Source organism: Vibrio sp. H11, from assembly GCF_004804295.1.
Taxonomy (GTDB): Bacteria; Pseudomonadota; Gammaproteobacteria; order Enterobacterales; family Vibrionaceae; genus Vibrio; species Vibrio ostreae.
The window spans coordinates 292,720-305,627 of sequence record NZ_SSHN01000002.1 but is presented as its reverse complement, the minus strand read 5'-3'; the positions used below and the strand labels follow the sequence as shown (position 1 = coordinate 305,627).

Annotated in this window: 9 protein-coding genes and 1 riboswitch; of the genes, 6 read left to right on the top strand and 3 right to left on the bottom strand. The window is 53.4% G+C overall.

The features are described 5' to 3' along the window. Positions 1-52 precede the first annotated feature (52 nt). Positions 53-3,535 (bottom strand): exodeoxyribonuclease V subunit gamma, encoded by a 3,483-nt coding sequence (gene recC / locus E6C74_RS04145; RefSeq protein WP_136483434.1) that lies wholly within the window; start codon positions 3,533-3,535, stop codon positions 53-55. Between the two features lie 166 nt (positions 3,536-3,701). Here recC and E6C74_RS04140 point away from each other — a divergent pair, with 166 nt between their 5' ends. The 4 genes from E6C74_RS04140 to E6C74_RS04125 all read left to right on the top strand — a co-directional run bounded on the left by E6C74_RS04140 (position 3,702) and on the right by E6C74_RS04125 (position 7,774). Beyond that, a complete protein-coding gene (locus E6C74_RS04140) occupies positions 3,702-4,592 on the top strand; it encodes a LysR family transcriptional regulator (RefSeq protein WP_136483433.1) in 891 nt (296 codons plus the stop codon). A 119-nt stretch (positions 4,593-4,711) separates the two neighbouring features. Continuing rightward, positions 4,712-5,002 carry a YebG family protein gene (locus E6C74_RS04135; protein ID WP_136483432.1) on the top strand — a complete coding sequence of 97 codons (291 nt, stop codon included), beginning with the start codon at positions 4,712-4,714 and terminating at the stop codon, positions 5,000-5,002. A 326-nt stretch (positions 5,003-5,328) separates the two neighbouring features. Continuing rightward, positions 5,329-6,360: a 2,3,4,5-tetrahydropyridine-2,6-dicarboxylate N-succinyltransferase gene (gene dapD / locus E6C74_RS04130; RefSeq protein WP_136483431.1), complete on the top strand. Its 1,032-nt coding sequence runs from the start codon at positions 5,329-5,331 to the stop codon at positions 6,358-6,360. A 173-nt stretch (positions 6,361-6,533) separates the two neighbouring features. Further along, a riboswitch (purine riboswitch) is annotated at positions 6,534-6,633 on the top strand. Positions 6,634-6,763: 130 nt separating this feature from the next. Continuing rightward, complete coding sequence (locus tag E6C74_RS04125; protein WP_136483430.1) at positions 6,764-7,774, top strand: adenosine deaminase; 1,011 nt, start codon at positions 6,764-6,766, stop codon at positions 7,772-7,774. Between the two features lie 101 nt (positions 7,775-7,875). Here the strand turns inward: E6C74_RS04125 and E6C74_RS04120 are convergent, their stop codons facing one another. After that, positions 7,876-9,060: an NnrS family protein gene (locus tag E6C74_RS04120; RefSeq protein WP_136483429.1), complete on the bottom strand. Its 1,185-nt coding sequence runs from the start codon at positions 9,058-9,060 to the stop codon at positions 7,876-7,878. Positions 9,061-9,255: 195 nt separating this feature from the next. Further along, on the bottom strand, positions 9,256-10,350 hold the full coding sequence (locus tag E6C74_RS04115; RefSeq protein WP_136483428.1) for a GNAT family N-acetyltransferase/peptidase C39 family protein: 1,095 nt from the start codon (positions 10,348-10,350) through the stop codon (positions 9,256-9,258). A gap of 85 nt (positions 10,351-10,435) precedes the next feature. Here E6C74_RS04115 and E6C74_RS04110 point away from each other — a divergent pair, with 85 nt between their 5' ends. Beyond that, complete coding sequence (locus E6C74_RS04110; RefSeq protein ID WP_136483427.1) at positions 10,436-11,887, top strand: RimK family protein; 1,452 nt, start codon at positions 10,436-10,438, stop codon at positions 11,885-11,887. A gap of 51 nt (positions 11,888-11,938) precedes the next feature. Next, positions 11,939-12,877 (top strand): zinc transporter ZntB, encoded by a 939-nt coding sequence (locus E6C74_RS04105; RefSeq protein ID WP_136483426.1) that lies wholly within the window; start codon positions 11,939-11,941, stop codon positions 12,875-12,877. Positions 12,878-12,908 lie beyond the last annotated feature (31 nt).

The window sequence follows — 12,908 nt, the reverse complement described above, 5'->3', positions numbered from 1 at the left end:
AGCGAACGCCCTACACTATAATGATTTTCTGGCGGCCACCCACTCTTGCCCATTACTCTCTCTCCGCACTGTCTGTCAGTTGCAGCCTTGGCGCCTGAAACACCAGGCTTGCCAGCATACGTACCTGCTGCGCCAGTTCCTCATTCCATTGCGGCCATAAGCGCGCAATGTAAGCATCGTTACCTTCACCATGACTCATAAAGCCGTCATTAAAGGTATCTGCCATCTTCTTCAGTGCTTTCTCTTCGTCATCCACCCACTTGCCGCGGCTGAAGCCGGCTTCAATACCCGCCTGCACCGTTTTAGGGAAATAAGGCAGCGGCTCGGTCATACCCTGATAGAACAAGCGCACCAATTCATTAAGCTGCGCCGTCGCAAGGCTCTGACTCTGCTCAGCCGATTCACCGAGCGGCGGCAGCACCTGGTGCACCACGCCCTCTTTACGGTCATAACCGATCAAATGGGTGGTCACCCTGTGCCCCATGGCGGCAGCGGCCAGATGATCAATCCAGGCAGCGAGAATGTCCTGCGAGCGAATCGAGCCGCTGCGATAACGCACCAGCCCCGACTGAAAACAGCGGGTCAGCCAGCCGGTTAACTGCACCGGGCGCGATTCGCCCAGTCCATCCAGCGTGAGGTTGACCTCGCGGTCATCAAGCGGCGCCTGACACAGGTCATGGATTTTTTCCACCAGCTCTTCCGCCTGAACCCGGTTGGTTTCAAATTCCAGCTCACCAAAGGCGCCGACCGGCAGTTTACCCTGGGCGCGCTGCTGCTGATTAAACTCAGCCAGCACTGCCTGACGTTTCTCTTCATCCGCCGCACCGAGCAGGTTTTCCAGCAGCGCATCTCGCAGCTGATAGCTGGCCAGCCCGCCGAGGGCAAACGGCTCATCATCTTCCATCACCGGCAGCGGCGGCTCAAACACCACTTTAAGACGGCGGTTGAAAAAATAGCGCACCGGCAAACGCCAGAAACGCTGCAGCTCAACCAGATCCAGCTCGAGCGGATAAACCACATCGAGCAGGTAATCCTCCAGCGCACGCTGAAACTGACCGCCCGGCAGGCCCTGGCGCAGTGCAGCCGGTAACCATTCACGGGCGTAGCTGCCGACATCAGACAAAAACGCCTGCGGGCTGAATGGCACCATGGCATGGCTGAAATGGATTTGATCCACCAGACGCTGGCCCGATTCGTCACACGGCAATGCGCTGTCAGTCGCCAGGCAGTAATTCTGCTGACAATACTCCAGCAGCTCACTGACCAGTACTGACGGCACGCGCACGGTATTATCCTGGATCGAACGGCCGACGTAACTGATGTACAAGGTCTGCTGGGCCGACAACATCGCCTCCAGGAACAGGTAACGGTCATCATCACGCCGTGAGCGATCGCCGGGACGGGTACGGCCATTCATCAAATCGAAACCTTCCGGCGGCATCGAACGCGGGTAGACGCCGTCATTCATGCCGAGCAGACACACCACGCCAAACGGAATCGAACGCATCGGCATCAGGGTACAGAAATTGACCTGGCCGGCCAAAAAGCGCTGACTGACCCGGGTGCCGGACAGTTTATCGTGCAGGTACTGGCTGATGACAGCCGGCGCGATATCCTGCTGGTAACCGGCATCACTGAGCTGCTCTTTCAGCGCCGCCAAGGTATCGCGAATCGATTTAAGCGCCATCTCCCCTTCCAGCTCGACACTGAAACAATCATCCAGTAGCGCGGAGAGCCGTTCACGCCAGGCATCGATCGACTGGGTCTTGGCCAACTCGCTGCGGTAATGGCTGATGGTGTCGATAAAGTGCGCCAGCTTACCGGCCAGCTCGGCACTCATGCCCTGCACTTCATTGTAAGGAGCCAGCATCTGCGCACCATTATCAAACAGACCGGCCGAGGCCGGCATCGCATAGCCCAGCAACATACGGGCAATACCGAACTGCCAGGTATTCTGGCCGGTGGGCGGCAGCTCAAACTCACTCGCGGTGCTGTCATTCAGCCCCCAGCGGATACCGGACTCTTCCACCCAGCGCTTGGCAATCTCGAATTCACTGGTATCGAGGGCAAAACGCGCCATCATGGCCGGTGTTTCGAGCAGCTCCAGCAGCTCAGAAGCGAGACAGCGCGACTGAGGCAGATTGACCAGTTGCATGAAGGCGTTGAGGATCGGGCTTTCCTGATCGGCGGTACGATCCGAAATGGAATACGGGATAAAACGCTCGCCCGGCGCGTTACCGAACACCGCCTGAATGTAAGGACTGTAAGCGTTGATATCTGCCACCATTACAATCACGTCGCGTGGTTTGAGGTCCGGATCGCGGTCAAACATCGCCAGCAGCTCGTCGTGCAGCACTTCCACTTCCCGCATCGGACTGTGGCAGGCGTGCAGAGTCAGCGAGCGATCGCCGCTTGCCACCTGCGCTTTATGCGCGCTGCTTTCCAGCAAACGGTCATCCTGATGCTCTGCGAGATGGAGAATATCGGCCTGCAGCTGATGGAGCAGGCTATCGCGCTCAACCTCAATAAACAGTTCGTGCTCTTCATTCTCGCTCTGTGCCAGCAGATAAAGGTTATCGCGCCCGAGTTTACCGAGCGACGCGAGCAGGCTGTTACCCACCGCCTGCGCGGTGTGCAGTTCATCCTCCTGCGGATAGTCATCCAGGCTGCCTTTGAGCGGTGAGACCTCCGCACTGACTTCGACCCGGTCACCATCAAGCGCCAGCTGCTTGCGACGCTGGTTTTCGACCCGGGCGAGATATTTACGATCGCGAATGTCACCCCAGTAGTGCTGGCAAGGGTTGGTAAACATCAGATGGACATCGATGTGCTCCCCGAGTGCTTTCAGTGCGTCCATATAGCGCGGCGGCAACGCCGAAATACCAAAGATAAACAGCCGCTTAGGCAGTTTATTCAGCCACTCCTGACTGAGGCCAGGCGCGGCCAGCGCATCAATAAAACTCTGATACAGATTGGCACGGTGATAATGCGACTGGCCCTGCTCCAGGGTGTAATCGTAGAGCGCTTTCCACAGCAGCGGCTGCCACGGGTGTTCACCGTCGATTTCGGCCACATCCAGCCCCGCTTCCCAGCTGGCAATCCAGTCGGGACGGTACACTAGGTAGCCATCGAAGATATCGGCGATTTTTTCCGCCAGCTGATACAGCTTGGACTGATCGCTGTCATCCTGCAGATAGCGGCGCAGCGGCACGAATTCGTCCTGGTCGAGCATGCCCGGCAACAGCTCCATCAGCTTCCAGGTCATCGCCTCTTTGTTAAAAGCACTGCGTTTGGGCACGTCCGGCAACACATGGGTAAACATCTCCCAGATGAAGGTGGCCGGCAGCGGAAAATCAATATTGGCGGCCACGCCCAGCTCCTGCGCCAAAGCCATTTTCAGCCACTGCGACATCCCCGGGCTCTGCACCAGAATCTGTTCTTTGGCAAAGGGATTGGCCAGCGGATCATTTTTAATCAGATGCACCAGCAGGATTTTCAGCGTATCAACTTTATTGGAGTGGTAAACGGTAAACACAAGGCACTCACGCAGCTCTAACCATAATAATATTCAGATTATCATAAGCATGCCCGGCTGTACGGGATAGAGTGCGCAAAGGGTTAAGCAATACGCAATTTGCCGTGCTGGTAACCGGTCAGATATACTGAACCTATTCTGATTGATGTTAAACACAACTAAACCTATGGCTGCCAATATTTCGCTCAAGCAATTGCGGGTCTTTACCACCGTCACCCAATATAAAACCCTGACTGCCGCCAGCGAGATGCTGTTCCTGTCCAAAGCTGCGGTTAGCATGGCGTTATCGGAGCTGGAAAAACAGCTCGGCCACGCGCTGTTTGACCGGGTCAATAACCGCCTGATCCTCAACCAGGAAGGGCAAAAACTGCTGCCGCTGGCCGATGAACTGCTCAGCCGCGCCAGAGATCTCGACCAACTGTTTAACGACAACCAGACCCTGTCCGGCCAGTTACGTATCGGTGCCAGTGATACGATTGGCAATCAGGTCGCGCCCTATCTGCTCAGTGCCTTCCGGGATAAATTTGACCATCATTCACAAAGCCTGTTTATTGGCAATTCGGCACTGATTTGCGAGAAACTGGTCGACTATGAGCTGGATATTGCACTGATTGAGGGGAAAACCCTGCACCCGCAACTGATGTCGACCCAGTTCAGCCAGGATGAAATGTGCATCGTCTGCGCGCCGCATCATCCGCTGGCTGCACAGGACAAAGTATTGCTGCGTGATTTCGAGCAGAGTGAGTGGGTACTGCGTGAAGCGGGCTCAGGCTCACGTGAGTTTTTCCTGCGCGCGATTGCGCCGCGTATCGAACAGTGGCATGAAGCGTTTGAACTCAATACCACCGAAGCGCTGATCAACAGCGTTTCGGCCGGACTGGGCTTTGGCTGCCTGTCGCGCCTTGCCGCCAAAAGCGCCATTAATGATGGCCGCATCAAGGTGCTCAATGTCCCGCTCGACATGAAACGCCGCTTCTGGGTCCTGGTACATAAAGAGAAATACCAGAGCCCGCTGCTGCAACGTTTCATCGAATTCTGCCATCACTGGCAAGGCTGATTCAGACTGTTCATCCGCACTTAAGCACACGCCACAGTTTTCGCACTGTGGCTGGACTTCTGATTGCAAAAACTGTATAAAAAGCCAGTAATTTATTAGCAAAATGTAGAGGATGAACCATGGCTGTCATCGTTAAGTACGTGGTGGAACGCAACGGAGAAGAGAAAATGACTTTTACCTCGAAAGCCGAAGCTGACGCATATGACAAAATGCTGGACATGGCGGACGAGCTGTTCGAACTGCTGGGTAAAAGTGAACTGGTAGAAGACGAAAGCAAACAGGAAGAGCTGGCCATGTATCTGGCCCAGAACAAAGAAGAAGTTCTGTATGCCCTGGGTGCCAAACGTAAACCGACACCAAAGAAACCTAAAGCCGTCAAAGACGATCAAGCTGTCGACGACGCCGCTTAATCCAATCCCAAACCGCTGTTGTTGTTTTCCGGCTTAAGTCGTTGCTTTTCGGCTTTAGCGGGTAAACCGGTAGCGGTTTTTTTATTTTTATCATGCAATTAACACGCAAAACCAGCATAACTACCGGCTAATTCCATCTAAAGAGATATGTCTCTCATCAGACAAAAAGTATCGTTCTACGGACGGATCCCCGCTTTGCACTTTCCTCACCGGGTGACTCTCTTTATGATGAGCTTAATCGTTTTGAGCGAATCATTTTTAAACAGACAGCAGCGCTCAACCTGCTGTAAACCGGATTACTAATTATAAAGTTTATGGAGACCAACATGGCAAACTTTGCACTTGGCTTTGGCAGCGCGACCAAAAACCGCGACGGTAAAATCATTGAAGCTTTCTTCCCTGCCCCAATTCTGAACCCAAGCGACAAGCTGATTGCCGATGTAGCAGCGGTTGCAGGCTACAGCGCAGGTAACCAGGCCATCGAAATCAGCGCAGAGCAGAGTGCCCAACTGGCACAAGCTTTCGCCGCCAACGAGCAGGCAGCAAATGCATCATTTGCAGAAAAAGCCGCCGCTTCAGCGCAGCCACTGGTACTGGTTGTACTGGCAGCAGACGAGCAACCACAGAGCGTGGCAGAAGGTTTCCTGAAACTGCAACTGATCTCAAACCGCCTGGTTCAGCCACACGGCATCATCCTGGATGGTATCTTCGGTCTGCTGCACAACATCGCATGGACGAACGAAGGTCCTATCGACCTGCCTGAACTGGCTGATCGTCAAATCGAAGCGCGCCTGGCTGGGCGTGCTCTGAGCGTCGATTGTGTAGACAAATTCCCTAAAATGGTGGATTACGTGGTGCCAACTGGTATCCGTATCGCTGACACGTCTCGTGTCCGTCTTGGCGCGCACGTCGGCGAAGGCACCACAGTGATGCACGAAGGCTTCATCAACTTCAACGCTGGCACCACCGGTGTGAGCATGGTTGAAGGCCGTATCTCTGCTGGCGTACTGGTCGGTAACGGCTCGGATATCGGCGGCGGCGCGTCTATCATGGGTACCCTGTCTGGCGGCGGTAAAGTGGTGGTTTCTATCGGTGAAAACTCGCTGCTGGGCGCCAACTCTGGTCTGGGCTTCCCGCTGGGTGACCGTTGTACGGTTGAATCGGGTCTGTATGTAACGGCAGGCACGAAAGTGCGCATGCTGGATAACCAGGGCAACGAAGTTGAAATCGTCAAAGCACGTGATCTGGCTGGCGTTTCTGACCTGCTGTTCCGTCGCAACTCTCAAACCGGTCAGGTTGAGTGTCTGGCGAACAAATCTGCGGTTGAGCTGAACAGCGAGCTGCACAGCAACAACTAAGGATCACTCCTTGATGATTAATAAGGCTGGCCATAGGGCCGGCCTTTTGTTTGTCCGCTCTTGCGGCTTACGTTGTTCTGCCCTTCCTTTGGTTTACCCTTCATTTACGCAGCTTGCTGAAAATTGGCGTTTTTCTCTCAATCGGTTATCATTAACCATGTTCCGATATAAAGTGGAACACACAACTGTTGCTTCGTATAACCCCACTGATAAGGTGTGGGGGTCTCTACCAGAATCCGTAAAATTCTGATTACGAAGAGTTAAGCGCATGATCGCTTTTCTCTTTGTATGGCCCGACACCACTGCCCAAGGCGAAAAGCGATTAATCTCTGTTCACTCATGCTGACCATACAGTCCGGTATTGGCGGCAGAACAGGCCAACTTTTTGATTAAGAGCCGATATATGAAAGAATTTATTCAGCAACTGCCAAAAGTAGAACTTCACCTCCACATCGAAGGTTCACTGGAACCTGAACTGATGTTCAAACTCGCTCAGCGTAACCACATCGACATCCCGTTTGCTTCCCCCGAAGAAGTGCGCGCCGCCTATCAGTTTTCTAACCTGCAGTCTTTTCTCGATATCTATTATCAGGGCGCCAATGTGCTGATCCATGAGCAGGACTTTTTCGATCTGACCTGGGAATACCTGCTGCGTTGTCAGCAGGATAACGTGATGCACACCGAGATCTTTTTCGATCCCCAGACGCACACCGCGCGCGGCATTGCGTTTGAAACCGTACTGAACGGCATCGTCGCCGCTCTCAATAAAGCAGAGCAGGAGCTCGGCATTACCAGCCAGATCATCATGTGTTTCCTGCGTCACCTGAGTGAAGACGAAGCGCTACAGACCCTGGAACTGGCCCTGCCGTATAAAGATAAAATTGTCGGTGTTGGTCTGGATTCCTCCGAACAAGGTCACCCGCCGGAGAAATTCAGCCGCGTGTTTGCCAAAGCGCGTGCGGCCGGCTTTATTGCCGTCGCCCACGCCGGCGAGGAGGGCCCAGCGCTCAATATCCGCAACGCGATTGATCTGCTCGGTGTACAACGGGTTGATCACGGCGTGCGCTGCGTTGAAGATGCCGCCCTGGTGGAAGAGCTGAAACAGACCCGCATGCCGCTGACCGTATGTCCGCTCTCCAATCTGAAACTGAAAGTATTCCAGCACATGACTGAGCACAACATCGTCGAACTGCTGCGCCAGGGGCTGTGCGTCACCATTAACTCAGACGACCCGGCCTACTTTGGCGGCTACATGACCGACAACTTCCTGGCGGTCTCTGATGCGCACAGCATGACCCATCAGGAGCTGGCCCAGTTCACCCGCAATGCGATTGAAGCCAGCTTTATCTCTGCAACAGAAAAAGCGCGCATGAACGCGCAGGTCGATAGCGTAGTGGCGCGCTTTAGCGCCTGAGTCATACTCCGGGCTATATTCTGAGTTATGACCTCCCGCATTATAAAGCTGCGCATTTCGCGCAGCTTTGTCTTTACCTCAAGCACCCAACTGTGCACGCTTTACCCCGGATGACCATCAGCGCGCGACATGAGCAGCATAGGCGCAAAACGCAGCATAAACAGCCCGAACGCCGCAATCCACAGCAAGGCACTGAGGTTCACCCACCACAACACATACGCCGGCAGCAGCGCAACGCCTAAGCTACGCAGCACAGCGGCCAGCAGCAGCGCGCCAAACGCCAGGCTCATATCCGGCCCCTGATAAATGGCCCGTCCGGTATGGCCCATCGACACCCGGGCAACCATAGCCAGAATCAAGCCGGCCAGCGCACCGATAGCCAGCAAATGCAGCATATTATGAGCAAACCAAGGCTGGTCAATTGCGCCGCGTAACAGCAGACTAAGCGGTATACACAGATAAGCCGCATGCAGCGACCACACCAACGGCTCACTTAGCGTGCGCCAGGGCTGCCAACGCCACCAGCGCAGTAACTGAGCCGCGCCGGCTACAAGCATCAGCGGACGCGCAACACTCTCAGCCGTTAACGGAAAAAAGCTCAAAATAAACAGCGCCAGCAACGGCGCGTTGGCGAACCATTCCAGCCACACGAGGGACGGTTTGCTTTCGAACTGAAAGCGGCGCGCAGTAAAAAACGGGATCACCCGCCCGCCCATCACTGCCAGCAGCAAGGTAAACCACCATAACATCGCCTGCCACACTGCCGCAGCAGCAAACGGCGCCACACCTTTTATCGTGGCATAACTGGCAAAGTTAGCGCCGATCGCAACGGCCAGTAACGGGATAAAAAACAGATTGCGCCAGCCGCGGGCACGCACCAGGCGAATCCCGACCTCATAGGCAGTCAAAGCCAGAAACAGCGCTTCAATACTGGCCGCAAGCCACAGCGGCAGCGGCGTCCAGAGCAGAAGACGCACCAACAGCCACAGCCCGACAATCAGCGCCAGGCGCCAACCTTTCGTGGCGGGAATCGAGGTCCAGTTCTGCACTGCAGTGAGCAGAAAGCCGGCCACGATCGCCATCGCAAAGCCAAACAGCATTTCATGCACATGCCACCATAGAGCCGGCACCACCAGCCATTGCGGCTGACCATGTTGAAACATGACAACCCAGGCTCCGACCGCAATCAAAGCATAGGCACACCCCAGCAAAAACAATGGCCGAAAACCCGAGCGTAAAATCGCCGGGATTCGCTCCTCGGCCTGTCTGTCGACAATATTCAGCATAGTGGCTCCTTCGCCTGCAATTCATTAGCTTCCGCTGCAATGAATTGCACGATTTGAGCCAAGATATTAATGATTAATAATCAATAAATTAAAAAATATCAGGTCAAATTAACCCAATAAAAAAGGAGTCATAATGACTCCTTTCGTTGTTTTTAACCTAGTTAACCACCCAAGGGTTAACTTATCAGAGGTTAATCAGGATTCGCGCCGACTGATCACCACACAAGCAATCTGTTTTTGCTTGCCGAACCCGAGGATCTGTGACAAGGCTTTTTTACCAACCGGCACATAGCCGGACGCCACTGCATGATCTTCCGACTCGGCATGCGGATCGTGGAAAAAGAAAAACTTCTCACTCATCCCGCTCAACACGATCCAGTGCGGCTCTTTCTTGCCGTCAAAACGATAGGTACTGATCAGCAGCAACACACAAGCGCCCTGATTTACCCACTCCTCAAGCTGAGCCTGGGTTGGCGGTGCGTCAATGGTTTCAACATCTTCTTCCAGCAACTGGCGGCAAAAATCCTGATGAACCAGCTCAATCACTTCTTTTTTATTCGCATCACGCACACTGTCGATAAACGGTGTGCTGCGTGACTGACTCCATAACTCAACGTGAAAGCCGCGCCGCGCCGCCGCCAGAGCCAGCCCTTGTCCGCTGCAGCCGCCGTGCCCGGCCGCCATGAAAATCGTGGTCGCCTCACGCCACAACTGCATCTCTTTCACCCGGCTTGGTTCAAAGCTGTCATCCAGGCAGGAGAAACTCATTAACAGACAAGCCGCGCCGCAGGTAAAAGGGGTGGTCTGAACGTATAACGGCATCGGTAGCAGAACTTTCGGGCCATGGGGCGTCAAACGCTTTTGCATGCGACGTCCATCACATAAATCGTCATAGTAATGGATCAATAGCTTCAAAGTTTTATAGCTCATTTTTTCATATAATTTAATGGCTGCTATATTGTCTTCACGAACTTCTAGCCGTAATGTAGTAGAGCCTTGATCAAGAGCGGCACGCTCGCATTGCTCAACTAAAGTCTGAGCAATCCTCCGTCCTCTGAAATCAGGTTTAACGGCAATCGAATACAACCTTGATAGCTGTGTACCTTGATGAAACAACAACAATGCATATCCAGCCAGTTCCTCACCGGCATCAGCCACCAACAAGATCGCCTGGTCGGAGTGTAAAAAGCGCTTCATTTGACGCGGAGAAATTTTATCGCCTTCAAACAGCTGTTGTTCTAATGCATTGAGCGCAGAGAGATCAGAGTCTTTCGCATGACGAAAGTCCATACGATGTCCTTACTGGGTTGACAGGATAGTAGTTGGCAAGATTGCGATATAATCATACACCTATTGCTATAGGAAAAAACGAAAGATGGCAAACCTTTTAATCGTGACCGATCAGGCCAGTGACTGGCAACAGTACTTCCCTTCCGAACAAGTGATCAGTGTCGATCAATACCTGGATGCGGACTGGAAAAACAACCACCGCAGCCTGCAGGTCGTCAACCTGTGTCGCGATTATGACTACATGAGCGCCGGCTATTACTGCTCGCTGATGGCGGAAGCGCGCGGTCACCGCGTGATTCCGCGCGTGATGGCGATTAATGATATTAATCAGCCATTTTTGCTCTCATCCGGACTGCTTAAACTCAATAAGCTGTGCAAAAACACCGAGACTATCGCGTGTAAGATTTATTTCGGCCGCACACCGGAGCCCGGCCTGGACAAACTGGCCCGTCACCTGTTTGAGCAGTTTATGGTCCCGGTAATAGAACTGGAAATGACCAAGGGTCAGGGCCAGTGGCAAATTAGCAAAATCGCCCCGTTCCCGTTCCAGGACCTCAATGATCCGGAGCAGGATTTCTTCATCGAATCGCTCGAGCTGTTCTCGACCAAGGTGTGGCGCAAACCCAAACAAGAGAAAAAATACCGCTACGACATCGCTATGCTGGTCGATGAAGAAGAGAAAATGCCGCCATCAGATGCCTCGGCCCTGAAACGTTTTCGCCGCGCCGCCAACCGTTTAGGCATGAACCTGGAAAACATTTCACCGGATGACTTGTCACGTCTGGGCGAATTTGACGGCCTGTTTATCCGCGCCACCACCAACATCAGTAACTACACTTATCGCTTTGCCAAAACCGCAGAAAAAATGGGCCTGGTGGTGATGGACGACTCAGAGTCGATCATGAAATGTACCAACAAGGTATTTCTGACCGAACTGCTGCAACGCAATAATGTGCCGGCACCGAAAAGCGTGATCCTGCAAAGCTTTGACCCGGACTGGCAGGCCCATCTGCAGCAGCATCTTGAGTTTCCTATGGTGCTGAAGATCCCTGACGGCGCGTTTTCACGTGGCGTGGTTAAAGTGCGTAATGAACAGGAGCTGGAGAAGGAAGCCGCGGCGCTGTTTGAAAAGAGCGCGCTGATTCTGGCACAGGCCTTTATGCCAACCGACTACGACTGGCGCATTGGCGTGATGAACCGCCAACCGATATTTGCCTGTAAGTACATGATGAGCCGTGGTCACTGGCAGATTTATCAGCACCACAACAGCGGCCGCGTTTCATCGGGTGGTTTCGAAACTCTCGATCTGAAACAAGTACCGAAAACGGTGGTCGACGTGGCGGTCAAAGCGGCTAACTTAATTGGTGGCGGTTTGTATGGTGTTGACTTAAAAGAAATTGACGGCCAAGTTTATGTTATTGAAGTCAACGATAACCCAAGTATTGATCACCACGTTGAAGACGCCTTCCTGGGCGATCTGCTCTATGACCGGGTGATGACTGAGTTTTTACGCCGCATTCAGATGCGTGGTTTCTAAGCTTGGCAGGCCGCTTGCGGCCTGCTGAACTTTCCAACGAAAAGGACCGATATGGATTTTCTCATCGATCACTGGCACTTTACTGAATCACAAGTTATTCGACCAACCCAGACACCGGACAGCATAGAAGCGGATCACTGGTATCACTGCCAGCGTGATGCGCCGGGCGTACGGGAGTGGCTGATCGACAACGCCATTCCGGCGTCTATCATTGACAGCCTGCTGGCCGAAGACACCCGCCCACTGTTTGAACAGTATGATGAGCAGAACTTTCTGCTCATTCTGCGCGGCGTAAACCTGAATGAAAATGCCGACCCGGCCGATATGCTCAGTGTGCGCATTCTGTGTTACAACGGCGCGCTGATTTCAAGCCGCAAGATCCCGTCTAAAACCATCAATGCGATTCGCACCGCGCTGAGCGAAGGGCGTGGCCCAAAAACTCTGGCCGAACTGGTGCTGGGTGTGATTGATGGCCTCAGTCGCAACATAGATAACTATCTGGATCTGGTGGAAGAAAAGATCACCGATTTTGATGACGAGCTTGAGCTGACCGAAGAACTGATGACCACGCACAAAGCACTGTTGAAAATCAAACGCTTTATTAAACCACAGCAATACGCGATTGACGATTATCAGAACTCGAGTGTACCACTGGCCGGCCATAAACAGTTGCGATTGCGCCATAGTGTCAACACCATCACCCGCATCAACGAAACGCTGGACTTTTATCTGAGTGAACTGGAAATCATCAAAGGTGAACTGCGTCAGTACCATGCGGAAAAAATGAACCAGAACACTTATCTGTTCTCTGTGATTGCGGCCATTTTCCTGCCAACCAGTTTCCTTACCGGCCTGCTCGGTGTTAACGTAGGGGGGATTCCCGGTACAGAATCACCGATTGCGTTTGGCCTGTTCTGTGCCGGACTGGTACTGATCTTCGGACTGGAATTGTGGATATTGCGCCGTCTGCAGTTCTTCGGCGGCAAGTAACCAGAGCTGCGATGCGCCAGCAGATAAGCGG

Excerpts from the sequence above, each read along its gene's own strand:
- E6C74_RS04140 (WP_136483433.1), top strand. The coding sequence starts at position 3,702 with ATGGCTGCCAATATTTCGCTCAAGCAATTGCGGGTCTTTACCACCGTC.
- E6C74_RS04135 (WP_136483432.1), top strand. The coding sequence starts at position 4,712 with ATGGCTGTCATCGTTAAGTACGTGGTGGAACGCAACGGAGAAGAGAAA.
- dapD (WP_136483431.1), top strand. The coding sequence starts at position 5,329 with ATGGCAAACTTTGCACTTGGCTTTGGCAGCGCGACCAAAAACCGCGAC.
- E6C74_RS04125 (WP_136483430.1), top strand. The coding sequence starts at position 6,764 with ATGAAAGAATTTATTCAGCAACTGCCAAAAGTAGAACTTCACCTCCAC.
- E6C74_RS04120 (WP_136483429.1), bottom strand. The coding sequence starts at position 9,060 with ATGCTGAATATTGTCGACAGACAGGCCGAGGAGCGAATCCCGGCGATT.
- E6C74_RS04115 (WP_136483428.1), bottom strand. The coding sequence starts at position 10,350 with ATGGACTTTCGTCATGCGAAAGACTCTGATCTCTCTGCGCTCAATGCA.
- E6C74_RS04110 (WP_136483427.1), top strand. The coding sequence starts at position 10,436 with ATGGCAAACCTTTTAATCGTGACCGATCAGGCCAGTGACTGGCAACAG.
- E6C74_RS04105 (WP_136483426.1), top strand. The coding sequence starts at position 11,939 with ATGGATTTTCTCATCGATCACTGGCACTTTACTGAATCACAAGTTATT.